Annotated in this window: 22 protein-coding genes; 6 read left to right on the forward strand and 16 right to left on the reverse strand. The window is 72.9% G+C overall.

The window, feature by feature from the left end; all coding sequences use genetic code 11:
- The first annotated feature begins 54 nt into the window (after positions 1–54).
- Positions 55–612, forward strand: a complete 558-nt coding sequence (locus ACIA79_RS09445; protein WP_399427570.1) for a PPA1309 family protein — start codon at positions 55–57, stop codon at positions 610–612.
- Between the two features lie 156 nt (positions 613–768).
- Here the strand turns inward: ACIA79_RS09445 and ACIA79_RS09450 are convergent, their stop codons facing one another.
- The 4 genes from ACIA79_RS09450 to ACIA79_RS09465 all read right to left on the reverse strand — a co-directional run bounded on the left by ACIA79_RS09450 (position 769) and on the right by ACIA79_RS09465 (position 4,091).
- Positions 769–1,857 (reverse strand): PDZ domain-containing protein, encoded by a 1,089-nt coding sequence (locus ACIA79_RS09450; RefSeq protein WP_399427571.1) that lies wholly within the window; start codon positions 1,855–1,857, stop codon positions 769–771.
- A gap of 104 nt (positions 1,858–1,961) precedes the next feature.
- Positions 1,962–2,132 carry a hypothetical protein gene (locus tag ACIA79_RS09455; RefSeq protein WP_399427572.1) on the reverse strand — a complete coding sequence of 57 codons (171 nt, stop codon included), beginning with the start codon at positions 2,130–2,132 and terminating at the stop codon, positions 1,962–1,964.
- 231 nt (positions 2,133–2,363) lie between these two features.
- Complete coding sequence (locus tag ACIA79_RS09460; RefSeq protein ID WP_031076789.1) at positions 2,364–2,825, reverse strand: molybdenum cofactor biosynthesis protein MoaE; 462 nt, start codon at positions 2,823–2,825, stop codon at positions 2,364–2,366.
- A 156-nt stretch (positions 2,826–2,981) separates the two neighbouring features.
- Positions 2,982–4,091 (reverse strand): SDR family oxidoreductase, encoded by a 1,110-nt coding sequence (locus ACIA79_RS09465; RefSeq protein ID WP_399427573.1) that lies wholly within the window; start codon positions 4,089–4,091, stop codon positions 2,982–2,984.
- A gap of 191 nt (positions 4,092–4,282) precedes the next feature.
- Here ACIA79_RS09465 and ACIA79_RS09470 point away from each other — a divergent pair, with 191 nt between their 5' ends.
- The gene (locus ACIA79_RS09470) at positions 4,283–5,728 is read left to right on the forward strand and encodes a zinc-dependent metalloprotease (RefSeq protein ID WP_399427574.1); all 1,446 of its coding nucleotides are present in this window, start codon (positions 4,283–4,285) and stop codon (positions 5,726–5,728) included.
- On the forward strand, positions 5,725–6,255 hold the full coding sequence (locus tag ACIA79_RS09475) for an NUDIX hydrolase (protein ID WP_399427575.1): 531 nt from the start codon (positions 5,725–5,727) through the stop codon (positions 6,253–6,255). Before ACIA79_RS09470 ends, ACIA79_RS09475 begins: the two co-directional genes overlap by 4 nt.
- Positions 6,256–6,433: 178 nt before the next feature.
- Here ACIA79_RS09475 and ACIA79_RS09480 read toward each other — a convergent pair whose 3' ends face one another.
- The 4 genes from ACIA79_RS09480 to ACIA79_RS09495 form a co-directional block, all read right to left on the reverse strand.
- On the reverse strand, positions 6,434–7,189 hold the full coding sequence (locus ACIA79_RS09480) for an AIM24 family protein (protein WP_399427576.1): 756 nt from the start codon (positions 7,187–7,189) through the stop codon (positions 6,434–6,436).
- 19 nt (positions 7,190–7,208) lie between these two features.
- Positions 7,209–7,889 carry an AIM24 family protein gene (locus tag ACIA79_RS09485; RefSeq protein WP_399427577.1) on the reverse strand — a complete coding sequence of 227 codons (681 nt, stop codon included), beginning with the start codon at positions 7,887–7,889 and terminating at the stop codon, positions 7,209–7,211.
- A 13-nt stretch (positions 7,890–7,902) separates the two neighbouring features.
- Positions 7,903–9,552 (reverse strand): TerD family protein, encoded by a 1,650-nt coding sequence (locus ACIA79_RS09490; protein WP_399427578.1) that lies wholly within the window; start codon positions 9,550–9,552, stop codon positions 7,903–7,905.
- A 108-nt stretch (positions 9,553–9,660) separates the two neighbouring features.
- Positions 9,661–10,236, reverse strand: a complete 576-nt coding sequence (locus tag ACIA79_RS09495) for a M48 family metallopeptidase (RefSeq protein WP_399427579.1) — start codon at positions 10,234–10,236, stop codon at positions 9,661–9,663.
- A 191-nt stretch (positions 10,237–10,427) separates the two neighbouring features.
- On the opposite strand from ACIA79_RS09495, the gene ACIA79_RS09500 reads away from it, so the two are divergent.
- Entirely contained in the window at positions 10,428–11,582 is a 1,155-nt protein-coding gene (locus tag ACIA79_RS09500; RefSeq protein ID WP_399427580.1) for a ThiF family adenylyltransferase, read from the forward strand.
- Between the two features lie 61 nt (positions 11,583–11,643).
- Complete coding sequence (locus ACIA79_RS09505; protein ID WP_399427581.1) at positions 11,644–13,074, forward strand: ABC1 kinase family protein; 1,431 nt, start codon at positions 11,644–11,646, stop codon at positions 13,072–13,074.
- Positions 13,075–13,117: 43 nt separating this feature from the next.
- Here ACIA79_RS09505 and ACIA79_RS09510 read toward each other — a convergent pair whose 3' ends face one another.
- From ACIA79_RS09510 to ACIA79_RS09530, 5 genes are all read right to left on the reverse strand, one after another.
- Entirely contained in the window at positions 13,118–13,315 is a 198-nt protein-coding gene (locus ACIA79_RS09510; protein WP_399427582.1) for a hypothetical protein, read from the reverse strand.
- Positions 13,316–13,428: 113 nt separating this feature from the next.
- Entirely contained in the window at positions 13,429–13,755 is a 327-nt protein-coding gene (locus ACIA79_RS09515; RefSeq protein ID WP_399427583.1) for a hypothetical protein, read from the reverse strand.
- Positions 13,752–14,120 (reverse strand): WhiB family transcriptional regulator, encoded by a 369-nt coding sequence (locus ACIA79_RS09520; RefSeq protein WP_399427584.1) that lies wholly within the window; start codon positions 14,118–14,120, stop codon positions 13,752–13,754. The genes ACIA79_RS09515 and ACIA79_RS09520 overlap by 4 nt, the downstream gene beginning before the upstream one ends.
- A 168-nt stretch (positions 14,121–14,288) precedes the next feature.
- Positions 14,289–14,621, reverse strand: coding sequence for a hypothetical protein (locus tag ACIA79_RS09525; RefSeq protein WP_399427585.1), 333 nt, complete (start codon positions 14,619–14,621; stop codon positions 14,289–14,291).
- A gap of 165 nt (positions 14,622–14,786) precedes the next feature.
- Positions 14,787–16,964 carry an ATP-dependent DNA helicase UvrD2 gene (locus ACIA79_RS09530; RefSeq protein ID WP_399427586.1) on the reverse strand — a complete coding sequence of 726 codons (2,178 nt, stop codon included), beginning with the start codon at positions 16,962–16,964 and terminating at the stop codon, positions 14,787–14,789.
- A 296-nt stretch (positions 16,965–17,260) separates the two neighbouring features.
- On the opposite strand from ACIA79_RS09530, the gene ACIA79_RS09535 reads away from it, so the two are divergent.
- Positions 17,261–17,503, forward strand: coding sequence for a mycoredoxin (locus ACIA79_RS09535; protein WP_031078567.1), 243 nt, complete (start codon positions 17,261–17,263; stop codon positions 17,501–17,503).
- 18 nt (positions 17,504–17,521) lie between these two features.
- Here ACIA79_RS09535 and nudC read toward each other — a convergent pair whose 3' ends face one another.
- The 3 genes from nudC to ACIA79_RS09550 form a co-directional block, all read right to left on the reverse strand.
- Positions 17,522–18,466 carry an NAD(+) diphosphatase gene (gene nudC / locus ACIA79_RS09540; protein WP_399427587.1) on the reverse strand — a complete coding sequence of 315 codons (945 nt, stop codon included), beginning with the start codon at positions 18,464–18,466 and terminating at the stop codon, positions 17,522–17,524.
- Between the two features lie 63 nt (positions 18,467–18,529).
- The gene (locus tag ACIA79_RS09545) at positions 18,530–19,936 is read right to left on the reverse strand and encodes a dipeptidase (protein WP_399427588.1); all 1,407 of its coding nucleotides are present in this window, start codon (positions 19,934–19,936) and stop codon (positions 18,530–18,532) included.
- 10 nt (positions 19,937–19,946) lie between these two features.
- A complete protein-coding gene (locus ACIA79_RS09550) occupies positions 19,947–23,669 on the reverse strand; it encodes a UvrD-helicase domain-containing protein (protein ID WP_399427589.1) in 3,723 nt (1,240 codons plus the stop codon).
- Between the last annotated feature and the right edge of the window lie 11 nt (positions 23,670–23,680).

Genomic DNA, 23,680 nt, shown 5'->3' on the forward strand with positions numbered 1-23,680 from the left:
CTCAGGCTTTACCTAGTTCCCGTATCGGGGTGGAAAGCAGGCAGGATATTGGTCATGTCCAACGTTTCCCCTTCCGGTCCCCCGATGGCCGCGAGCCCGCTCACCCGCGCGGTGCTCGAGATCGACGAGTACGCCTCCGGTCTCGGCTGGGACCAGCCGGCCCGGCTCTTCGCCCTCGTCGACACGGCGCAGCTGCGCTCCCAGGAGCCGGGGCTGGCCGCCCAGCTCGGTCTCGACGCCGATGAGGCCGCCGCCCCGCTCACCCCGATCGAGCAGGACGAGATCCCGGCCGGCCGGCCGCTCGACGAGTTCCTCGCCACCGTCGCCTGGCCGGACGCGGTCGCCGGCTGCGCGATGACGGTGGAACGGCTGATGCTGCCGCCGTCCGCCGAGGCGTCCGTGCCGGAGGGGCTCGACGAGGCGAAGCTGGCGAAGTGGGTGGCCGCTCACCCCGACCGCCAGGAGGTCCGGATGACGGTGGCGGTGCTGCGGAACGGGGCGCGGGAGTCGGCGCTGCGGCTGCGCGAGAAGGACTCGCCGACGGAGGTCCTGACGGGCGCGGACCTGGTCCCGGGCCTGGCGGACGCGCTGGCGGCGACGTTCGAGTCCTAGGCGGCCGGGTCCTGGTACGCGATCGTCGCGTACGGGGCTGTGAGCGGGGGGAGGGGCGTGGCCGGATGCCGCGCCCCTTTTCCGTGCCCGCGGCCGCCCAGGGGCCGCGGCGGACCGCTGCCGGGGCCGGTGCAGTCCAGGGTGCCAGTACGGGCGCTAGGAGGCCGAGCAGCCGGGCAGGCCGGCGGTGTTGCCCGTGCGGACCTTCTCCAGGGACTTCACGGCGTCGTCGATGGACCGCACCTTGATCAGGGTGAGGCCCTCCGGAGTGTCCGTCGCCGCTGCGGCGCAGTTGTCGGCGGGCGTCAGGAAGTAGCGGGCGCCGGCGTTCCGCGCGCCGACGAGCTTCATGTCGATGCCGCCGATGGGACCGACCTTGCCCTGGTCGTCGATGGTGCCGGTGCCGGCGACGAACCTGCCGCCGGTCAGATCGCCGGGCGTGAGCTTGTCGAGGATGCCGAGGGAGAACATGAGGCCCGCGCTGGGGCCGCCCACGTCGGCCAGCTTGATGTCGACGGTGAACGGGAAGGTGTGGTCGATCCCGGCCTGGATGCCGACGATCGCCCGGTCGCCCTCGTCGGACTTCCTCGTGGTGATCGTGACCTTCTCGGTGGTGGTGGGCTCCTGGCCGGCCTTCTCGGCGGCGGCCGCGGCCTTGGCCGGGACGACGGTGAAGACGACGTCCTGGCCCGGCTTGTGCCGGGTGACCAGCTTGGCCACGTCCTGCGGCGCCTTGACCGCCGTGCCGTCCACGGCCTTGATCACGTCGCCGGCGTGGAGCGCGCTCTCGGCGGGGCTGCCCCTCTGCACGGAGGAGACCACGACCCGGGAGGTGACCGGGATGCCCAGCTGTCCGAGGGCGGCGACCTTGGCGCTCTCCTGGGACTGGCTGAACTCCTCGGCGTTCTCCTGCGTGGACTGCTCCTCGGTCTTGCCGTCCGGGTAGAGCGTCTCGTGCGGGACGACGACGCTGTCGTGGGCCAGCCAGCCGTACACGGCCTCGACCAGGTTCATCCTGTAGTCCGCACCGGTGACTCTGACGGTCGTCATATTGAGATGCCCGGACGTGGGGTACGTCTTGTGCCCGGAGATCCGGAGCACCGGCTCGCCACCCGAGTCCCCCAGCGTGTTGACCGTCGGACCGGGGCTCATCTCCGCATAGGGCACCTTGATGAAGACCCCCGCGCAGAGCAGCGCGATGAGGATGAGGGTCGAAGCGAGCATCGTCGCGGTGCGGCGTGGCATGGAACGACAGTACGGGACGCGTCTGTCAGTACACCCCTGGGGCCGGTCCGTACGGGGTGGCTCCGGCACGTGCTTTTCGGACGCGGACCAGCGGGCCGGAGGCCTCAGGCGGGGCCGCCGCGGGAGTGCGATTTCTCCATCGCGTCACGGAAGCGTGCGTAGCCGGCGAGCTCGGCGACGTCCTCGATGGTCTTGGTGCGCGATGCCCAGCTTCCCCATATCGCAGCTCCGATGGCAGCGAACAGCGGAATCAGCAACCAGGCGAGTACTGCCATCGCGACCTCCCGTCCCCATGCGCGAACGCCACTGACTGATCAGCAGATTAACCATCCGCCCTCACAACGCTCGTGCCCGGGGTGCGGTTACGCAAATCGGACCATCGCCACGTCCGACCGGACGGACCTCTCCGCTTGCGATCAACGGGACATGCCCGCTCGGGTCCGGCGGGCAGCGGCCCTTCCCCTCAGGGTGTTCGTGCCGTCCGGGCCCCGTCATGGGCCTGCGGCTCAGCAGGCGCCGACCCACTCCTCGGTGCCGTCGGAGAAGCGCTGGTGCTTCCAGATCGGCACCTCGTGCTTGAGGTCGTCGATCAGCTTCCGGCAGGCCGCGAAGGCCTCGGCGCGGTGCGGGCACGACACGGCGACGACGACCGCCAGGTCCCCGACGGACAGGTCGCCCACGCGGTGCACGGCGGCCAGCGCCCGGACCGGGTGGTCGGCGACGACCTTCTCGGCGACCCGGCGCAGCTCGGCCTCCGCCGTGGGGTGGCTGGAGTAGCCCAGGGCGTCCACGTCGGCGCCGCCGTCGTGATTGCGCACGGTGCCCACGAAGAGCGCGGTCCCCCCGGCCGCGTCGTCGCCGACGGCCCGGAAGACCTCGTCGAGGGAGAGCGGGGTGTCACGGATCGCCAGCAGCCGGATCGGGTCCGCCGCCGCGCGCTCGCCGGGGTGGTCGTACGTGGGTGCCATGCGCTCCATCGTGCCGTACCGCACCGACATCGTGGAATAGCGCTTTCGCCCGGCCCGTCCCCGCGCGCGTTGGAGCCTCCTACAGGGAGGGCCGGGCCTGCGGGACGGCATCGGGACCAGCGGCCCCGCAGCGCCCGGCGCCACAGCCCGCGGCGCCTACAGCCCGCGGCGCCTGCGGGCCCGCCGTACCAGCGCCGCCGTGCCGAGCAGGGCCACCGTCGCGCCCGCCGCCCCCGCGGCGGTGGCGTCCTTGCGGCCCAGGCGGCGCCCGGCGACCGTGTGGCGGCCCTGGACCTCCTCCAGCAGCGCGGCGAGGACCTCCTCGTTGGTCCACTGCGGCCGCCACCCCGCGTCGTGCAGCCGTCCGACGCTCACCACCCACGGATGCATCGTGTAGGCGAGGTCACCGGCCGGTGAGGGGGTGAGACCGATCCGGTGCAGCCGGGCCGCCGCCCCGAGGGCCACCGCCGAGGGCAGCTCCATGCGGCGGATGCCGCTGAGCTCCTCGACCTCCTCCTGCTCCAGCCAGCCGTCGCAGCCGACGACGAACTCGCCCTCGACCTTCTCCAGCGCCGCGTACTCCAGCGCGCTGACCAGGTCCTCGACGTGGCAGAACTGCCATGTGGGGTGCGACCCCGCTACCACCAGCAGCCGCGGCGACTCGAAGTAGCGGGTCAGCGCCGTGTCCGTGCCGCCGACCAGGACGGCCGGGCGCACCACCGTCACGTTCAGGCCGGGGTGCGCGCGGGGCGCCCGGCGCGCCAGTCGCTCGATCTCCAGCAGGTCGCCCACACCGGTGGCCTCGGCGGTCGCCCGCAGCTCGGCGTCCTCCGAGAGCGGGATGTCGTTGTCGGGCAGGGCACCGTAGACCATGGCCGACGTGCACAGCACCACCCGGTGGACGCCGGCGGCGGCGGCCGCCGTCAGCACGGTCTGGGTGCCGCGGACGTTGTACGCCGTGCGGGCGGCCGCGTCGGTCTCCAGGTCGAGATCGAGCGCCAGGTGCACCACCACGTCCGCGCCGCGCAGCTTCTCGGCGATGGCCGGGTCACGGACGTCCAGGATGTGCCAGTGCGCCTCCGGGACCTCGCCGCGGCGCTCGTCGATGGCGATGACCTGCTTGATCTCCTCGGACGCGACGAGGCGCCGGATCAGCAGGTCGCCGACGCCGGAGGCGGCACCGGTGACCGCGACGACGGGGCGGCGGCCTGCGGACGGGACTGCATGGTTTCGCGCTGCGCGAACCTGCGGATCTGGGGAACTCACCAGGCGTCTCCAGCGGTTGTCTTCAGTACGTACGTGAATGACGCGTACGTACCAGGTGGCGTCCATCCTGCCGCAGCCCACGTGTCGGCGGAGCACCGAGCCCTTATCCGGCCCGGATGTCTACGCTGGTGGTGTTGTCGGGCAGCCGCCGCCGGCAGGAGAGCCGGCGGCCCTACGAGCCGAGGAAACCCGTGAGTGACACCCCATTCGGATTCGGCCTTCCGCCGGAGGAGCCGGAGGACGGCGACGAGGGCAAGAAGAAGCAGCCCTCCGAAGGTGGCAAGGGGGCGGGCAATCCCTTCGGGTTCCCCGGAATGCCGGGCGGCGGACAGGGCGGCGCGGACAACCCCTTCGCCGCGATGTTCGGCTCGCTGAACCCCACCGACCTGGGAGCGGCCTTCCAGCAGCTCGGCCAGATGCTGAGCTACGAGGGCGGCCCGGTCAACTGGGACATGGCCAAGCAGATCGCGCGCCAGACGGTCGCCCAGGGCACCTCGGACGGCACCAAGGACTCCAGCGTGGGCCCGGCCGAGCGCGCCGCGGTCGAGGAGGCCGTACGCCTGGCGGACCTGTGGCTGGACGGCGTGACGTCCCTGCCGTCCGGGGCGAACACGGCCGTGGCGTGGAGCCGCGCGGAGTGGGTCGAGGCGACGCTGCCGGCCTGGCAGCAGCTCGTCGACCCGGTCGCCGAGCGCGTCGGCGCCGCCATGGGCGACGTGCTGCCCGAGGAGATGCAGGCCATGGCCGGTCCGCTGATCGGGATGATGCGCTCCATGGGCGGCGCCATGTTCGGCCAGCAGATCGGCCAGGCCGTCGGCGTGCTGGCGGGCGAGGTGGTCGGCTCCACCGACGTCGGGCTGCCGCTGGGCCCGGCCGGCAAGGCCGCGCTGCTCCCGCTGAACGTGGAAGGGTTCGGCAAGGACCTGGGCGTGCCGCAGGACGAGGTGCGGCTGTACCTGGCCCTGCGCGAGGCCGCTCACCAGCGGCTCTTCGCGCACGTGCCGTGGCTGCGCTCGCACCTGTTCGGCGCGGTCGAGGGGTACGCGCGCGGGATCAAGGTCGACACCTCCAAGCTGGAGGACGCGGTCAGCGGTCTGGATCCGTCGAACCCCGAGCAGCTGCAGGAAGCGCTGCAGCAGGGCATGTTCCAGCCGGAGGACACGGCCGAGCAGAAGGCCGCTCTGGCCCGTCTCGAGACGGCTCTGGCGCTGGTCGAGGGCTGGGTGGACGCGGTGGTCCACGAGGCCGCCAAGTCCCGGCTGACCTCCGCCGCGGCGCTGCGGGAGACCCTGCGGCGGCGGCGCGCCTCGGGCGGCCCGGCCGAGCAGACCTTCGCCACGCTGATCGGCCTGGAGCTGCGCCCGCGCCGGCTGCGCGACGCCGCGCGGCTGTGGGCGTCTCTGACGGACGCGCGGGGTGTCGACGGGCGCGACGACCTGTGGCAGCACCCCGACATGCTGCCGACGGCGTCCGACCTGGACGATCCGGACGGGTTCGTGCACCGGGAGCACCTGGACTTCTCGGAGCTCGACAAGATGCTGGGCGAGGCGGCCGGCGGCACCCAGGGCCGGCCGGGCAGCGACGACACCCGCGGCGAGAGCCCGCGCGCCGACGACGAGGACGAGTCCGACAAGTGACCTTGCACGATGACGCCGTCCTGGTCCTGAAGGCGTACGAGGGGTCCGGGGACCAGGAGCGGCTGCGCCAGGTCTACCTGGATCACCTGGCCGCCCACCCGGACGGAATGTGGAAGGCCTGCGAGGCCGGGCACCTCACGGCGAGCGCGCTGGTGGTGGACCCCGAGCGCGGCCGGGCGCTGCTGACCTTGCACAAGAAGCTGGGCATGTGGCTGCAGATGGGCGGGCACTGCGAGCCCGGTGACGCGACGGTCGCCGAGGCGGCGCTGCGGGAGGCCACGGAGGAGTCCGGGATCCCGGGGCTGACGCTGCTGCCGGGCGGCCCCGCGCGCCTGGACCGGCATCCGATTCCCGCGCCCTGCAACTGGCACCTGGACGTGCAGTACGTGGCGGTCGCGCCGCCGGACGCGGTGGAGGCGATCAGCGACGAGTCGCTGGACCTGCGCTGGTTCCCGTACGACGAGGTGGCGGCCGTCGCCGACACGTCCGTCGTCCGGCTGGTGGAGGCGGCCCGCGCGTCGCTGTGAGGCGGTTCACGTTGCTGTGACGCAGCGCGATGCGGTGCCGCGGCGCGAGCGGTCGCCGCGGCGCTCGCGAGGAGCGGTGAGGAACGGGTGAGGGGCGGTCGCCGCGGCGGCCGCCCCTCCCGTATGCCCGTCGTCCCGCGGGCCCGTCGTATCCGCGGGCCCATGGTCCCCCGGAAGCTCAGTTCCAGGCGTTGTTCTGGTTCTGGGCGTGCGCGCCGTGCTGGCCGACGCCGAACTGCGCGCCGACGCCCTGCCCGATCTGGGCGTTCTGCGGCGGCATGACCTCACTGGGCTGCACCAGGGCGAAGCCCTGCCCGAGGAAGCTGAGCTCCCAGCCCTCGCCGGTGCTGCCGCGGCGGCGGCGCACGTTGGTGGAGTGGGTCTGCGCCTGCATCTGGACGCGCAGCGACGACGACCAGGCGACGATCGCGTCCGAGTCGACGCTGACGTACTTGTCGGGCGTGACGTGCATCATCAGCGGCTGGCCGGAGGTCATCAGGGCGACCTTGCCGCGGCCGGAGATGTTCAGCTGGTACTTGCCGGAGCCGGAGATGCCGTACTGGCTGTCCACGGCGATGACCTCGGTGTGCAGCGTGGAGTCGAGCGCCAGCACATAGGCGCTGTCCACGGTCATGCCGTCCTGGTCCACCTCCACGACGTGGACGTACTGCGCCAGGTTGGCGAAGTAGACGGTGCCCTGCCCGGAGCAGCGCATCAGGTCCAGTCCCTCGCCGGTGTTGGCGCGGGCGCGCTCCTGGGTCCGGTTCCGGTACTCGCCGTCGAAGTCGATCAGGCCCTGGTACGCGACCATGGCGCCCTTGCGGGCGAGGACGTCGTCGTGTCCGGTGAGCGCCACCCGCAGCAGCTGCGGGTTCTGGACGACGTACCGCTCCTGGCTCTGCTGTTCGGTGTGGCTGAAAAGCGGGCTCTGCATGGTGTGTTCTCGCTCCCCCTCAGCCCCGGATCCGCAGGCGGTCCGTGCTGTCCTCGCTCGGCTGTACGACGACGATGCCCTGTCCGGAGAAGGCCATCTGGTACGCCTCTCCGCTGCCCCGCCCGATCAGGGAGGAGGCCTTGAAGCTGCGCTTGCCCTTCACCTTGAGCGCCGGCGACCAGGCGACGAGGGCGTCGGGATCGACGTACGTCTCGTCCTCGCCGCGGCCGCAGTCGACGACGACGGGCGTGCCGCGCGAGGTCAGGGCGACCCATCCGGTGCCCGCGATCTGAACGTTCCACAGGCCTTGGCCGGCGAACTTGGCCAGGCCCTTGACCCGTTCCGCACCCCACTGGAGGTGGGCGTCGAAGGCCAGCACATTGGTGCCGTTGACGGAAATGGCGTCGTTGTTGAGGTTGATCACGACGACATCGGCGCCGTAGTCCGCGAGGTAGAGCAGTCCGTCGCCCGTGCACTTCATGACGGGCGCGCCTTCGCCGGTCATCCACTGGGAGGCGATCTGGCGGACGGCGGGCGGGTTGGGCTCGTACTGGATGAAGCCTTCGTACGACACCATCGAGCCGGTGCGCGCGTACAGGTCGTGGCCGGAGGCCATGGCCACCTTGAGCATGTGACGGCCGTGGTTCTCCATCCGGGCCGCGACGGGGGTCGGGGCGAAGCCCGCGAGCTGCTGGTTCATTGTCCGGGCTCCCTCAGACCTCGTACGGCTGGACGACGATGAAGTTCCCGGGGGCGCCCCGGAACTGGAGGTTCACGGTCTCGCCGCTGTGTCCCGGGTACGCGTTGCGGCGCAGCCGGACCTGGCTGGAGAGGATCACCTGCGACGCGGCCGACCAGGCCACGACGGCGTTGCAGTCCGCGAAGGTGGTGGGCGTGACCGGCAGGACGACCGGGACGCCGTTCGTCTTGACCACGACCGTGCCGGTGCCCGTGAACTGCATCGTGAACAGCGCGCCGCCGGGGATGCCGTGGCCCTCGATCCGGCGCACCTCGTACTGGAGCGTCTCGTCGAACGCGAGGACGTTCTCCGCCGATACGCAGATGCCGTCGCCCTGCAGCTCGATGGGGTGCAGGTGGGCGCCGTTCTCGGCGAGGAAGACCTGGCCGCGGCCGGTGCAGCGCATCAGCTGCATCTCCTGGCCGGTCGCGTTGCCCACGATGCGGCCGGTGAAGCCGGCGCCCTTGTAGCTGAAGTCGACCTTGCCCTGGTACATGACCATGCTGCCCTGGCGGGCGAGGACGGGGCTTCCGCCCATGGCGAGGTCGACCCGCATGAGCTGCTGGTTCTGCGGGGTCCACCGCTGGCCGGTGGCGGTCTCGCGGTACGGCTGGAGCGCGGCCTGCAGACCGGCTCCGCCCTGCGGGACACCCTGGGGCATGCCGTGCGGGGCGCCCGGAGGCATGCCCGCGGGCGGCTGCTGGCCGTACGGGGACGGGGCCGGCTGTCCGTAGGGGGACGGCGCCGGCGCGGGCTGACCGTACGGCGGGGTCTGGCCGGGGACCTGGCCGTACTGCGGCTGCTGCGGCGGCTGCCCGTACGGGGACGGCGCGGGCGGCGGCGTCGGGGCGACCGGCGCCTGCATCGGCGCGGCCATGGTCGGCGCGGCGTGCATGGGCTGCTGCGGTGCGGGAGCCGGGACAGGCGCGGGGGCTGCGGGCGCCGGGGCCACCGGCGCGCCGAACGACGGAGCGGGCTGCTGCGGAGCGGGCGCCGCCGGTGCCGGGGCGGGGGCCGCGGGTGCCGGGGCGGCGAACGCCGGCGGGGCGAACGACGGCGGCACGGCCTGCGACGGCTGAGGGGCGGCCTGCTCCTCCTCGGCGACCTCGCCCCCGAAGTTCTTCAGCAGCGCCTCCAGTCCGCCGTCGAAGCCCTGGCCGACCGCGGCGAACCGCCAGACGTCCTTCAGGTAGAAGTCCCCCAGCATGACGGCGCGCTCGGTGCTGAACTCGGCACCGTTGAAGGAGTACCGGGCCACTTCCTCGCCGCCCGCGACGATACGGAGGTAACCCGGGCCGATCTGCGACATCTGGCCGGCACCGTCGATGGTCGCGGTGAAGGAGAGCTTGTGGATGTGCGCGGGGATGCGGTCGAGCGTGACGCGGAAGGACTCGGTGTCGCCGGCCTGCGCGCCCAGCAGCTGGATGGACTCCTCCGGCGACTTGGGCTGGTTGAAGAAGATGAAATACCGGTCGTCCGACAGCCGTTCGTCGGCGTCGAGGCCGAAGCAACTGATGTCGAAGGTGAGACCGGGCGCCGTGATCTGCACTCCTACGTACAGATCGGTCCCTGGTGTCAGGTCACTGATCCTGGCCTTGTGGCCGCGTTGGAATTCCCTGGCCATGCGTAACGACCGTCCCCCATCCCGAAAGGTGAATCCGTCGCGCCAGGCTAACGGCTTGCGCCGACATTGAGCCAAGCCGGTACACGTTCGGTACAGGATCGGTGAATGTCACTCTCCGCTAGCGGCCGGCAGGTGCGGCAGGCGGCCCGCGGCGGCGACCCCTTCGAGGTAGCCGCGGGCCCGTTCGGTGCGGGGGTACGCCTCCAGCAGCCGCCAGAACCGCGGACCGTGGCCGGGCACCAGCAGGTGCGCCAGCTCATGGAGGAGTACGTAGTCGATGACGTACTCCGGCATGCCCTGGAGCCGGTGCGACAGGCGGATGCTGCCCTCGCCGGGCGTGCACGAGCCCCAGCGGGTGTTCTGGTTGGTCACCCAGCGGACGGAGGTCGGCCGCGTCCGGCCCTCGAAATACTGGGCGGACAGGCGCTCGGCGCGCTCGGCCAGGTCGGTGTCGCCCAGGGTGCGCCGGCTCTCCTGTGCGGCCAGCTTGTCCAGCATCAGGGTCACCCAGCGGCGCTCCTCGGCCTCGGACATGCGGGCCGGGATCAGCACGATCGTCCGGTCGCCCTCGCGGTACGCGGAGACGGTCCGGCGGCGCCGGGAGCTCCGTCGGACCTCGACCGCTTGCGTCCCCGGCAGGCAGGGCGGGTCGCTCGTCAGGCTGGGCTGGGGATCGGCGGGCACGCCCCGACGTTACCCGCTGTCAGCGGGAGAAGTCCCGCCTCCGGAGTTGATCCCCCATGATCCATCCACAGCCTGCACCATTTGAACGATTATTGGACCGACCCTGTGGACAACTTTGCGCCGCGATTGGCCGCGGCGGGCATTCTGGCATCGCGGACCGACGGGGATTCGCAAAGATCACGGGGGACGATATGCATCCGATGGTGAAGCCGGCGCTGCGGCGCGCCTGGCGGAATCTTCAGTTCGTGCAGTTCGGGGCGACACCGGCGCATGCCGTGGTGCTGGGTCCCGTGGACACGACGACGGGGAGCCTGCTCGGTCTGTTCGACGGGACACGGGGACTCGCTCTGCTGCGTGAGGAGGCCCGGGCCCTGGGGTTGTCCGAGGAGCGGATGGAAGCGGTGCTGGCCCGGCTGGCGGACGCGGGGCTGCTGGACGACGCGGCCGTGGGCGACCCGGCGGCGGACGCCCTGCGCGCGGAGGACGGCACGCTCGACCGGCTCCGCGCCGACCTGGCGTCGCTGTCGGTCGTCCACCGCGATCCGGGTGGCGCGATACGACGGCTGGCGGCGCGGCGCTCGATGCGGGTGCAGGTGCGGGGCGCCGGACGGGTGGGGGCGGGTGTCGCGGCGCTGCTGTCCGCGTCGGGCGTCGGCACCGTGGAGGTGCTCGACGGCGGTCGCGTGGAGCCGTGGGACGTGGCGCCGGGCGGGCTGCCGGCGGAGGCGGTGGGCGAGCGGCGGGACGCGGCGGCCCGGCGTCTGGTGGGCAGGTCGGCCCCGGGGACCCGGGTGCCCCGCACGGCGCGGGGGCCCCGCGCGGGGAGGGCGGCCTGCTCGGAGCCGGGACTGTCGCTGGTCGTGGTCGCCCCGCGGGACGGGCTGGCGGCGTACGCGCCGGATCCCTTGCAGGCCGACGACTGGGTCGCCACGGGCACGCCCCATCTCTACGCGGGGGTGGTCGAGGCGACCGGTGTGGTCGGGCCGCTGGTGCTGCCCGGAGGGACGGCGTGCGCCCGGTGCCTGGATCTGGAGCGGGCGGATCGCGATCCGGCGTGGCCACGCATGGTGGCGCAGTGGCGTTCGGGACGGCAGAGCCGGGTCCCGGCCTGCGATCTGGGTCTGGCGTCGGCGGTCGCCGGGCTGACGGCGGCGCACGCGCTGGCGTATCTGGACGGGGAGTTGCCCGCGAGCACGGGGGCGCGCTGGGAGACGTCGCTGCCCGCGCTGGACTGGCGCTCCGAGCGCATCGCCCCGCACACCGACTGCACGTGCGGGGCCGCCGGGCGGCGAGAGGGGGTGCGCGCATCGGACACCGGCCGGGGGCAGGACACAATGGCGGGGTAAGGCCGACGACGGAAGTCTGCCTCGGCAACGCGGCACGGCAGGCTGGGATGTGGAGGGGCGTATGTCTGATCTTCCCCGGAAGGCGGTCACCCGAACCGCCAAGTTGGCCGCGTTGCCGTTGAGCTTCGCAGGCCGGGCCACATGGGGACTGGGCAAGCGGATCGGCGGCAAGTCGGCGGAGCTCGTGGCGCGCGAGCTGCAACAGCGGACGGCCGACCAGCTGTTCAGGGTGCTCGGTGAGCTCAAGGGCGGCGCGATGAAGTTCGGGCAGGCGATGTCCGTCTTCGAGTCGGCGCTTCCGGAGGAGGTCGCGGGACCCTACCGGGCGGCGCTGACCAAGCTTCAGGAGGCGGCGCCGCCGATGCCGACCCGTACGGTCCACGCGGTGCTGGAGGAGCGGCTGGGTCCCGAATGGCGCGAGCTGTTCGCGGAGTTCGAGGACAAACCGTCCGCGGCGGCGTCGATCGGCCAGGTGCACCGGGCGGTGTGGCACGACGGCCGTGAGGTCGCGGTGAAGGTGCAGTACCCGGGGGCGGGGGAAGCCCTGCTGTCGGACCTCGCGCAGCTGAGCCGGTTCGCCCGGCTGCTCGGGCCGCTGATGCCGGGCATGGACGTCAAGCCGCTGATCAAGGAGCTGCGCGACCGGGTGGCGGAGGAGCTGGACTACGGCCTGGAGGCGGAGGCGCAGCGCCATCACGCCACGGAGTTCGCCGACGACCCCGATGTCGTGGTGCCGGAGGTGGTGCACCAGTCCGACCAGGTGCTGGTGACGGAGTGGATCGACGGGATACCGCTGTCGGAGATCATCGCGGACGGGACGCAGGAGCAGCGCGACCGCGCGGGTCAGCTGCTGGCGCGGTTCCTGTTCTCGGGCCCCGCGCGCACGGGTCTGCTGCACGCGGATCCGCATCCGGGCAACTTCCGGCTGCTGCCCGCCGATGACGGCGACTGGCGGCTGGGCGTGCTGGACTTCGGCACGGTGGACCGGCTGCCGGGCGGCCTGCCGGAGACCATCGGCACCTGTCTGCGGCTGACCCTGGAGGGCGACGCCGAGGCGGTCTACGCGCTGCTGTGCGCGGACGGGTTCGTCAAGGAGACGATCGAGCTCGACCCGGACGCGGTGCTGGAGTACCTGCTGCCGATCATCGAGCCGGCGGAGGCGGACGCGTTCACGTTCACCCGTGGCTGGATCCGTTCGCAGGCGGCCCGGATAGCCGATATGCGTTCCCCCGCACACCAGTTGGGCAAGCAGCTCAACCTGCCGCCCTCGTATCTGCTCATCCACCGGGTGACGCTGAGCACGATCGGTGTGCTGTGCCAGCTGAACGCGACGGTGCGGCTGCGGGACGAGCTGGAGTCGTGGCTGCCGGGGTTCGTGGCGGAGGACGGCGACGACACCGCGGACGCTGCGGACACCGCGGATGCCGACGACACCGCGAGCACGGCCGGCAGCGCCGACGACACGGAGGAGACGGTCCCGGCGGAGGCGTAGGCCCGGCCTGGAGGTGGTGGCGGCCGCGCCGTGCGCTGCGCCGTCACCACCAGGCGGAGTCGAGTCTGCTCTCGATGGCTCTGAGGTGGGTGCGGGCGCAGTCGTCACAGAAGTAGTGGCGGCTGCCGTTCTCCACGGAACACGTCCAGGTCACCGGCAGGTTGTCGGCGGTCTTGCCGCAGCGGGAGCACACCACGCTGTGCTTGCCCTGCTGCCCGGGGGGAGGAATCCGCTCGTTCACCACGGGACGATAACTCCGCGGGCCCCCGGGCCGGGCGCAACGCACCGCGGGGACCGGTCCGTTCGGACCGGTCCCCGCGAGGGTTCCGCTGTCTGGCTCAGTACCGGGTGGTACTAGTGCATGACGGCCATGGCCAGCGCGCGGCGGGCGCGCATCGACACGCGCTCGGCGCGGCGCTGCATGCGCCGGGCGGCGACCAGGCGCACGGCCTGGCGTTCCGCGTCGACTTCGCGCATGCGCTCGTGCATATGAGCACGGGCCAAGGCTTCTTGGATGAGTTGCATCTCACGGGTCCTGTTCTGGCGCGAGGCGTTCGCACCGATGGTGGTGAAGGCTGGGGTGGCGGAGCCGTTGGGCTCGCTCGCGGAAGAGGTCATAGGGGCCTGCTTCTGGGGATCGTGCGTCAGGGGGCGGTCGATGGTTCCGGTGCGGACGTTCATGCGGTGACCGGGTTCTTGCGCGGGCGGCCACGGGGCCGCTTGCGGGCGACGACCACGCCCTGGACGAAGAGCTCACCGCCCCAGACGCCCCACGGCTCGCGGCGCTCCTTGGCACCGGCCAGGCAGGCCGCCATGAGCGGGCAGGTCCGGCAGAGGGACTTGGCGTACTCGACGTCGGCCGGCGACTCCGCGAAGAAGACCTCCGGGTCGTAGGCACGGCAGGGAACGGGTACGCCGAGGTTCTCGATGGCGTCGTCGAGCGCGGTCAGCGCGGTGAGGGGGGTCAAAGCGGGGTCCTCCGTGAGGCCGGGCGGGGTGATCGTTTGCGAAGGCGGTACGGACGGGGCGTGCGCTTCGAGTTGCACGGTTCTGTCTTCCTCGTCTGGTCGGTCCGGCCGGTCGGCCGGTGGGCTGGTACCGGGTCGTGCCTTGTCCCGAGGCCCCTTCACTCCGTCTCCCTCGTGAGGGCAAACAGAAGGGCCGCGGATCCCGGGTGGGGTTCCGCGGCCCTGAAGGCGCCGGCCTGATCTGGATCAGGCTGGATCACTCCAGGGTTCGAGCCCACGGAAGGCCCACATGGTGTGGTGCTGCTGCGTCTGCTGCTTGGTTTCGGCACCGGTCGCCGCAAAGGCATAGGCCTGGGCCTCTGCCGCTGCTACTCCTGCTTCCAGTGCCTTGGTCGGTCGCTCATTGCGCTCACGGACGGGGAGAGCCGTCAGGAGCGTGGCGGGACGCACGGCTGCGAAGCCGGACATGCCGGTGCCGATGAACGCCGAACCGGAGAGGCCGAGCGAGCAGGCGGAGACGACCGAGCGATCGGTCATTTTGGCGGTGGTGCTGATGAAGCTGGCGTTGATGCTGATCACTGGAATCGCCTCCTCTCGGCGTCTCAGGGGACCGGTCGCAGCCGGTCCCGCGCGTATTCGGATAAGTACAGCACAAGGACAGGGCTTCAGAGAAGCCGCTGTGCTCGTGGTTAAGAACCTATGGGGATCACTACTGCGGGCGCAAACTATTTTTCCGACGAGTTTTCACGCGTCTTCGCCGTCGTCCGCCGCAAGCTCTTGACCAGCGCAAAGGGCGAGGACATCGGTGCCGAAGCGGTCCAGTTTGCGGGCGCCGACACCGGAGATGGCCGCCAGCTCGCCGTCGGTCGACGGCACGGTCTCCGCGATCGCCATCAGCGTCTTGTCGGTGAAGACGCAGTACGCGGGCTGTCCCAGCTGCCTGGCCTGCTCCGAACGCCACTCGCGCAGCCGCTCGTAGAGCGCCTCGTCCATATCGGAGGGACACCCCTCGCAGCGCATCAGCTTCATCTCGCCGGCGTCGGTGAGGGTCGTCCCGCACACCCGGCACTGCACCGGGCCGCGGCGCTTGCGCCGGCCGCCGCTGCCCCGCTCGATGCCGCCGCTCCCGCCCGGGGTGCGGGCACCGGGCAGCGAGGAGCCCGGCCGCAGCCCCGCGAGGAAGCGGGTGGGGCGGCGCGAGGCGCGCCCGCCGGGCGCGCGGGAGAGCGCCCAGGACAGCGACAGGTGCAGCCGGGCGCGGGTGACGCCGACGTAGAGCAGGCGGCGCTCCTCCTCGACCTGCTCGTCGGTCTTGGCGTAGGTGATCGGCATCATGCCCTCGGTCAGACCGACCAGGAACACCGCGTCCCACTCCAGGCCCTTCGCCGCGTGCAGCGACGCCAGGGTGACGCCCTGGACCGTGGGCGCGTGCTGGGCGGCGGCCCGCTCGTCGAGCTCGGCGACCAGGTCGCCGAGGCCCGCGTCCGGACGGGCCCGGGCGAAGTCCTCGGCGAGCCGGACCAGGGCGGCCAGGGACTCCCAGCGGTCGCGGACCGCCCCGGAGCCGGCCGGCGGCTCGGTGGTCCAGCCCTTGGTGGACAGCACCGCCCGCACCTGCGAGGGCAGGTCCCCGGCGTCGTCCAGCAGCGCGTCGTTGCCCCCGGCGCGGGCCGCGCCGCGCAGGGCCACGCCCGCCTCGCGGACCTCGGCGCGCTCGAAGAAGCGCTCGGCGCCGCGCAGTTGGTAGGGCACACCGGCGTCGGCCAGGGCCTGCTCATAGACCTCCGACTGGGCGTTGATCCGGTACAGCACCGCGATCTCGCCGGCCGGGACGCCGGCGGCGATCAGGTCGCGGATGCGGCGGGCGGTGCCCTCCGCCTCGGCGGGCTCGTCCGCGTACTCGGTGTAGGCGGGCTCGGGGCCGGGGTCCCGCTGGGAGATCAGCTCCAGGCGGTGCTCGGCGGCCCGGCCGCGGGCCTGGCCGAGCAGCCCGTTGGCGAGGTGGACGATCTGCGGGGTCGAGCGGTAGTCGCGGACCAGCTTCACCACGGTGGCGTTCGGGTGGCGGGTGCGGAAGTTCAGCAGGTGGTCGGGGGTGGCACCGGTGAAGGAGTAGATCGTCTGGCTGGCGTCGCCGACGACGCACAGGCTGTCCCGGTCGCCCAGCCACAGGTCGAGGAGCCGCTGCTGGAGCGGGGAGACGTCCTGGTACTCGTCCACCACGAAGTGCTGGTACTGGCGGCGGATCTGCTCGGCGATGTCGTGCCGGTCCTGGAGGATGCCGACGGTCAGCAGCAGGACGTCCTCGAAGTCGATGACTCCGCGGTCCCGCTTCAGCTGTTCGTACATGGCATAGATCTGGCCGATCTCCGCGGGGTCGCGCGGAGCGTCGCGCTGCGCCTTGGCCACCGCGGCCGGGTAGTCGCCGGGCACGGTCTGGGTGACCTTGGCCCACTCGATCTCGCCCGTGGTGTCGCGCAGCTCGTTGCGGTCGAGCCGGATCCGGCAGCGCGCGGCCGCCTCGGCGACGAGCTGGATCTTGCGCTCGACCAGCCGGGGCAGCTCACCACCGACGGCTTTCGGCCAGAAGTACTGGAGCTGGCGCAGGGCCGCGGAGTGGAACGTGCGCGCCTGGACGCCGCCCGCGCCGAGCTGGCGCAGCCGGCCGCGCATCTCGCCCGCGGCGCGGTTGGTGAAGGTGACGGCGAGCACGCTGGCGGGCGCGATGATGCCCGCCCGGACGCCGTAGGCGATCCGGTGGGTGATCGCACGCGTCTTGCCCGTACCGGCTCCCGCCAGCACGCACACCGGACCGTGCAGGGCCGTCGCCACCTCGCGCTGCTCGGGGTCGAGCCCGTCGAGCACCGCGTCGGCGGTCGGAGGGACCTGCGGGAAGAGAGTGGAGTCCGTTGCTGCTGTCACCCTGCCATGCTGCCAGGTCGCCGGTTGCGGGCGTGACGGTTGTCCACAGGGCAGGGGTCGCGGTCGTATGAATGGGGCCGGGGCGCGGTCGTACGGCTGGGACGGGGGCGGCGGCCGTGGGCGGGCGGCTGGGGCCGCGGTCGTCGGGGTCCGGGGCGGGGCGCCGTGCTTTTGTCCCGGGCCGGGGCTGTCCGGCGTGCCGGCCCGGCGGGAATGGTGACGGGGCCCCGTACGTTCTGTCTGCTGGTGCCGTGCGGCACCCTCACCCCCGAGCGACCCCGAGGAGCGCAGAGACGATGCAGGGCAGCCTGACGATGTACAGCACGACGTGGTGCGGCTACTGCCGGCGGCTGAAGAGCCAGCTGGACCGGGAGGGCATCGCGTACACGGAGGTCAACATCGAGCTGGATCCCGAGTCGGCCGCGTTCGTCGAGAAGGCCAACGGAGGCAACCAGACCGTGCCGACCGTGCTCTTCGCGGACGGCACGACGCTGACCAACCCCTCGCTGGCCCAGGTCAAGCAGAAGATCGGCGCCTGAGGCGCCGGCGGGACGCCTTCAGGCCGCGTTTCCGGGCCTCGGCAGCGGCTCGCCGTACCAGAGCTCGATCAGACGGGCCGCGATCGAAATCCCGTACGGGGGAAGGACCTCGCCGGATTCGAACGCGGCCCGCAGCTCGTCCCGGGAGAACCAGCGGGCCTCCTCGATCTCGTCCCCGTCCACGTCGATCTCGCTGGACGTCGCCCGCGCCATGAAGCCCAGCATGAGGCTGGACGGGAACGGCCACGGCTGGCTGGCGACGTACCGGACCTCGCCGACCGTCACGCCGGCCTCCTCGTAGACCTCGCGCGCCACCGACTGCTCGATCGACTCGCCCGGCTCCACGAAGCCCGCCAGCGTCGAGAAGCGGCCTTCCGGCCAGTGCACCTGGCGGCCCAGCAGCGCGCGGTCCTGGTCGTCCGTCACCAGCATGATCACCGCCGGGTCCGTACGCGGGTAGTGCTCGGCGCCGCAGGCCGGGCAGCGGCGGATGTGGCCGGCTGCCGCGATCACCGTGCGCTCTCCGCACCGCGAGCAGAAGCGGTGCAGCCGCTGCCAGTTCTCCAGCGCCACCGCGTGCACCATCAGGCCCGCGTCGCGCGGCGACAGCAGCAGCCCCGCCTCGCGCAGCCCGGCCGGGCGGGCCGACTGGTCCATGCGGCCCGGCAACGCGTCCTTCTGGAGCGCGAAGTAGCTGACGCCGTCCTCGTCCGTCCCCAGGAAGTAGCGGTGGGTCTCGGTGAGCGGGGCCTCGAACGACGGGGTCATCACCAGTTCGGTGCGCCCGTCGGGGGTGTCGTCGATCAGGACCTGGCCGCCGGAGACCACGAACACCCGGGTCGTCGGGTGGCTCCATGCCGCGGCCAGCCACGCCTCGTCGAGACGGTGGTGCGCCGCGCGGTCGATACCGCTCGGGGCCGTCAGGCCGATCGGCCGGCGGGTTTCGTTGCTGATGGTGGTCACTGGTGGTTCCAACTCCCCCGGGTGGTTTGACGTGTCTTCATCGCTTCCGCCGCTCCGGCCGCTTCAGCGCAGTGCCGCGGAGAGGTCGCCCCACAGGTGGGCCGTCGTCTCCACGCCCTTGAGCAGCAGGTCGAGCTCGACCTTCTCGTTCGGCGCGTGCCAGCCGTCGGACGGCACGGAGATGCCGAGGAACAGCACCGGGGCCTCCAGCACGTCCTGCAGGTCCGCCGCCGGGCCGGAGCCGCCCTCGCGCGTGAAGCGGATCCGCGCGCCGTCGAACGCCGTGCTCATCGACCGCACGACCGACTGCAGGGCCGGGTGGTCGAGGGGCGTCAGACAGGGGCGGGTGGCCGCGCCGAAGGTGATCTCGTGGCGGATGCCGGCCGGGACGCGGGCGGCGACCCAGTCGCGGACGGCCAGTTCGATCTTGTCCGGGTCCTGGCCGGCGACCAGCCGGAACGACAGCTTCAGATGCGCCGTCGCGGGGATGATCGTCTTGCCGCCGGGGCCCTGGTAGCCCCCGCCGATGCCGTTGACCTCGGCGGTCGGGCGGGCCCAGACCCGCTCCAGGGTGGAGTAGCCGGCCTCGCCGAAGGTGGCGTACGACACCGCGCTTGCCAGCCAGGACGCCTCGTCGAAGGGGAGCTCGGCGATCAGTGCGCGCTCCCGGTCGGTGAGCTCCGCGATGCCGTCGTAGAACCCGGGGACGGTGACCCGTTCGTCCTCGTCGTGCAGGGCGGCGACGAGGCGGGCGGCGACGGTGGCCGGGTTCGGCACGGCGCCGCCGAACGAACCGGAGTGGATGTCCTGGTCCGGTCCGTACAGCGTGATCTCGCAGTCGGCCACACCGCGCATCCCGGTGCACACCGTCGGGGTGTCCCGCGACCACATACCGGTGTCCGAGACGACCACCGCGTCGGCGGTGAGGCGGTCGCGGTGCCGCTCGACGAGCGCGCGGAAGTGCGGCGAGCCGGACTCCTCCTCCCCCTCGACCAGCAGCTTGAGGTTGACGGCGGGGGCCGTGCGCCCGGACAGCGCGAGGTGGGCGCGGACGCCGAGCGTGTGGAAGAACACCTGGCCCTTGTCGTCGGCGGCGCCGCGCGCGTGGAGCCGGCCGTCGCGGATCACCGGCTCGAAGGGGTCGGTGTCCCAGCCGTCCGCGCGGGCGGCGGGCTGGACGTCGTGGTGGCCGTAGACCAGGACGGTGGGCGCGTCCGCCTCGCCGGAGGGCCACTCGGCGTAGACCGCCGGGGCGCCGTCCGTCTCCCAGACCTCGGCGACCGGGAACCCGGTCTCCGCGAGCTTCGCCACCAGCCACTCGGCACTGCGCCGTACGTCCGGGGCGTGCTCGGGCTGCGCCGACACGGACGGGATGCGCAGCCACTCGGCGAGGTCGTCGAGGAAGGCGGCGCGGTGCTGCTCGATGTACGTACGGACGGTCTGGACGGCGCTGTCCGGGGTGTCGCTCATGCCCTTGAGCCTATCCGGGATCGCGGGTCGTCCCGTCGGCCGTCCCACGGAGCAGGATGCGCTCGATCTCCGCCCGGCCGGGGAGGCCGTCCGGGCGGACGACCTCACCCGTGCGGACGTACACGAAGGCCGCCGCGACCTCCTCCGGCGCGAGGCCGTGCTGCTCGGCCCAGGCGAGGCGGTAGACCGCGAGCTGGAGGGGATCGGCGGTGCGGAAGCGGTTGGTCTTCCAGTCGACGATCTCGTACGTCCCCGTCCGCGCGTCCCGGTAGACGGCGTCGATGCGGCCGCGGACCACGCGTCCGGCGAGGGTCAGCTGGAACGGCGCCTCCACCCGGTACGGGATGCGGTGGGCGTACGGGGTGTTCTCGAACGCCTCCTTGAGCGCCGCGAGGTCCCGCTCGTCGGCGATCTCCGGCTCATCGGCGTACGCCTCGCCGCCCGGCAGCTCGTCGGGCCCGAGCAGCGGGAGCGGGAGCTCCTCGAACCGGGCCTCCACCCACGCGTGGAACCGCGTCCCGCGACGCGCGGCGGGCTGCGGCGGACGCGGCATGGGCCGGGCCAGCTCCTGCGCGAAGCCGTCGGGGTCGGCGGCGAGGCGCAGCAGCTGCGAGGCGGTGAGCGACGCGGGCAGGTGGACGTCACGGGTGGTGGCGCGGGCGCGCAGCAGCTCGGTGGTGAGGGCGCTGAGGTCGCGGTCCCAGGAGGCGATGGTGCGGGCCTCCTCGGGGGTGAGGCGGGCCGCGGCACCCCGCTCACCTCCGGGGCCGAGGGCGGGTGCCTGGGCCGGCGCGGCTTCGTGGGTCTGGGCAGGGGCCGGAGCCGGGTCCTCGGACCGTGGGCCGTCGGCGGCATCGCCGCGCCGGGGGGCGGGCAGGTCCGCGTGCGGGGGGCCGGCGGGGCGCTCCCCGGGCAGCTCGGCCGCCCACTCGTCCCAGTCGGCGAGGTCGTCGGGCCACGGCTCGTCGGGGTCGGGGTGGTCGCGCAGGTCGGGGCCTGCCAGGTCGTCGGGCCACGCCTCGTCCGCCTCGGGGTGGCCGTCGGGCCACGGCTCGTCGGGGCCTGCCAGGTCGTCGGGCCACGGCTCGTCCGGGTCGGGGTGGTCACGCAGGTCGGGGTGGTCACCCAGGTCGGGGTGGCCGCGCAGGTCGGAGTGGCCGGAGATGCCCGAGCGGCCGGAGAAGGCCGAGTGACGCGAGTGATCGGAGAGGTCCGCGTGGCCGGAGGTGTCCCGGGCGGCGGTGGACCGGGTCTCCAGGTGGCGCAGGACCGTGTCGGCGGCCGCACGGCGGCGGGCGAGGGAGGCGGGGTCCAGCGGGAGCGGCCAGGGCCGGTCCGCCGACGACGCGCCCAGGCAGGGGTTCTCGGCGCCCTCCTCGGGCTCGTCCGCCCATGCCTCGATCTCGCCGAAGCCCGCCGCGCAGTGGTCGTACAGCGCGTGGAGGAACGGCGACGGGCCGCGCGGCCGCTTCTGGGACGGGCCCCACCAGTGGGCCGAGGCCAGCAGCAGGGAGCGCGGCCGGGTGAAGGTCACGTAGCCGAGGCGGAGCTCCTCGGTGTGCTGGTGGTCCTTCATGGCGTCCTTGAAGGACTTCAGGGACTTCGCGTCCCACCCGTCGACCGCCGGCAGTGTCGCGGCGTCGCCGCGCAGCGCGTGCGGGAGGACCTGCGGCTGGGCTGTCCAGGACTCGCGGGACCTGGTGCTGGGGAACTGGCCGGTGACCAGGCCGGGGACGGCGACCACGTCCCACTCCAGGCCCTTGGACTTGTGGGCGGTGAGGACCTTGACCGTGTTCTCGCCGCCCGGCAGGGCGTTGTCCAGGCCCTTCTCGTACTGCGCGGCCGTGCGGAGGAACCCCAGGAAGGCCAGCAGTGTCGCCTCGCCGTCGAGGGAGGCGAAGCCGGCCGCTATGTCGAGGAAGTTGGCGAGCGTCTCGCGGCGGCGGGCGGCCAGGGCGTGCGGGGACGCGGAGAGCTCGACCTCCAGGCCGGTCGTGGCGAGGATCCGGTGCAGGACGTCCATCAGCGGGTCGGCCAGGGAGCGGCGCAGGTCGCGCAGCTCGGCGGCGAGGCGGGCGAACCGCACCCGCGCCTCGGCGGAGAAGGGCAGGCCGTCGTCCTGGCCGGCCGGCTCCAGGAAGGTGTCCAGGGCGTCGGCGAGCGAGACCACCTCGGCCGGGTCCACGCCCTCGACCGCGGCCGCCAGCCGTTCGTCGGGGTCCGTGTCGGCGTCCCGGTCGCGGTGGACCAGGAGCCGCGCGCGGCGGCCCAGCAGCGCCAGGTCGCGGGCGCCGATGCGCCAGCGCGGGCCGGTGAGCAGCCGTACCAGGGAGGCGTTGGCGCCGGGGTCCTGCAGGACCTCGCAGACGGCGACCAGGTCCGCCACCTCGGGCAGGTGCAGCAGGCCGGACAGGCCCACCACCTCGACCGGGATGTCGCGCTCCACGAGGGCGGCCTGGATCTCGGGGAAGTCGGTGGCCGTACGGCACAGGACGGCGATCTCGCCCGGCTCCCCACCGGTGCGGACGAGATGGGCGATGGAGTCGGCCAGCCAGGCGATCTCCTCCGCCTGGGTGGGCAGCAGGGCGATGCGGACGCTGCCGTCGCGTTCGGCGCCGGGCGCGGGGCGCAGGGCCTCCACGCCCTCGTGCATGGCGCGCAGCGGCGCGGCGAGGCCGTTGGCCAGGTCGAGGAGACGCCCGCCGCTGCGGCGGTTCTCACTGAGCGCGTGGCGGGTGGCAGGGGTCCCGTCCGCGTACGGGAAGTGCTCGGGGAAGTCGTCCAGGTTCGCCACGGACGCGCCGCGCCAGCCGTAGATCGCCTGGCAGGGGTCGCCCACGGCGGTGACCGGGTGGCCGGTGCCCCCGCCGAAGAGCCCCGACAGCAGCAGCCGCTGCGCGACGGACGTGTCCTGGTACTCGTCGAGGAGGACGACACGGAACTCGTCGCGCAGCAGGGCCCCGACCTCGGGGCGGGTGAGGGCGAGCTCGGCGGAGAGGGCGATCTGGTCGCCGAAGTCGAGCAGGTCGCGGCTGCGCTTCGCCTCGCGGTAGCGGGCCACGAGGCCGGTGAGCTCGCGGCGGGCCCGGGCCGCCTCGGGGACCTTGCGCAGGTCGGCGTTGGTGAGCCGGGCGTCTTCGAGGGCGGCGAGGAGCTCGGCGTCGTACGCGAGGAGGTCGGCGGGGCGTACGAGGTGCTCGGCGAGCTCCGCGTCGAGGGCGAGGAGGTCGCTGACGAGGGCCGGGAACGACTTGGTGAGCGCCGGGTAGGGCCCGGGGGCCTCGCGCAGCACCCGCGCGGCGAGCTGGTAGCGGGTGGCGTCGGCGAGCAGCCGGGCGGTGGGCTCCAGGCCGAGCCGCAGGCCGTGGTCGGTGAGCAGTTGTCCGGCGAAGGCGTGGTACGTGGAGATGCGCGGTTCGCCCGGGGGGTTGTCCGGGTCGATGAGGTCCGGATCCGTGACCCCGGCCCGGACGAGGGCCTTGCGGACGCGCTCGGCGAGCTCGCCGGCCGCCTTGTTGGTGAAGGTCAGGCCGAGGACCTGCTCGGGGGCGACCTGGCCCGTGCCGACCAGCCAGACCACCCGGGCGGCCATCACCGTCGTCTTGCCGGAGCCGGCTCCGGCCACGATGACCTGCGGGGCGGGCGGCGCGGTGATGCAGGCCGTCTGCTCCGGGGTGAACGGGATGCCGAGGAGCTCCTTGAGCTGCTCGGGGTCGGTGAGGCGAGGGGTCACGGTCAACGAGG

This window comes from Streptomyces sp. NPDC051310 (genome assembly GCF_044455245.1).
Lineage (GTDB): Bacteria > Actinomycetota > Actinomycetes > Streptomycetales > Streptomycetaceae > Streptomyces.

Excerpts from the sequence above, each read along its gene's own strand:
- ACIA79_RS09445 (WP_399427570.1), top strand. The coding sequence starts at position 55 with ATGTCCAACGTTTCCCCTTCCGGTCCCCCGATGGCCGCGAGCCCGCTC.
- ACIA79_RS09450 (WP_399427571.1), bottom strand. The coding sequence starts at position 1,857 with ATGCCACGCCGCACCGCGACGATGCTCGCTTCGACCCTCATCCTCATC.
- ACIA79_RS09455 (WP_399427572.1), bottom strand. The coding sequence starts at position 2,132 with ATGGCAGTACTCGCCTGGTTGCTGATTCCGCTGTTCGCTGCCATCGGA.
- ACIA79_RS09460 (WP_031076789.1), bottom strand. The coding sequence starts at position 2,825 with ATGGCACCCACGTACGACCACCCCGGCGAGCGCGCGGCGGCGGACCCG.
- ACIA79_RS09480 (WP_399427576.1), bottom strand. The coding sequence starts at position 7,189 with ATGCAGAGCCCGCTTTTCAGCCACACCGAACAGCAGAGCCAGGAGCGG.
- ACIA79_RS09485 (WP_399427577.1), bottom strand. The coding sequence starts at position 7,889 with ATGAACCAGCAGCTCGCGGGCTTCGCCCCGACCCCCGTCGCGGCCCGG.
- ACIA79_RS09490 (WP_399427578.1), bottom strand. The coding sequence starts at position 9,552 with ATGGCCAGGGAATTCCAACGCGGCCACAAGGCCAGGATCAGTGACCTG.
- ACIA79_RS09500 (WP_399427580.1), top strand. The coding sequence starts at position 10,428 with ATGCATCCGATGGTGAAGCCGGCGCTGCGGCGCGCCTGGCGGAATCTT.
- ACIA79_RS09505 (WP_399427581.1), top strand. The coding sequence starts at position 11,644 with ATGTCTGATCTTCCCCGGAAGGCGGTCACCCGAACCGCCAAGTTGGCC.
- ACIA79_RS09515 (WP_399427583.1), bottom strand. The coding sequence starts at position 13,755 with ATGAACGTCCGCACCGGAACCATCGACCGCCCCCTGACGCACGATCCC.
- ACIA79_RS09535 (WP_031078567.1), top strand. The coding sequence starts at position 17,261 with ATGCAGGGCAGCCTGACGATGTACAGCACGACGTGGTGCGGCTACTGC.
- ACIA79_RS09545 (WP_399427588.1), bottom strand. The coding sequence starts at position 19,936 with ATGAGCGACACCCCGGACAGCGCCGTCCAGACCGTCCGTACGTACATC.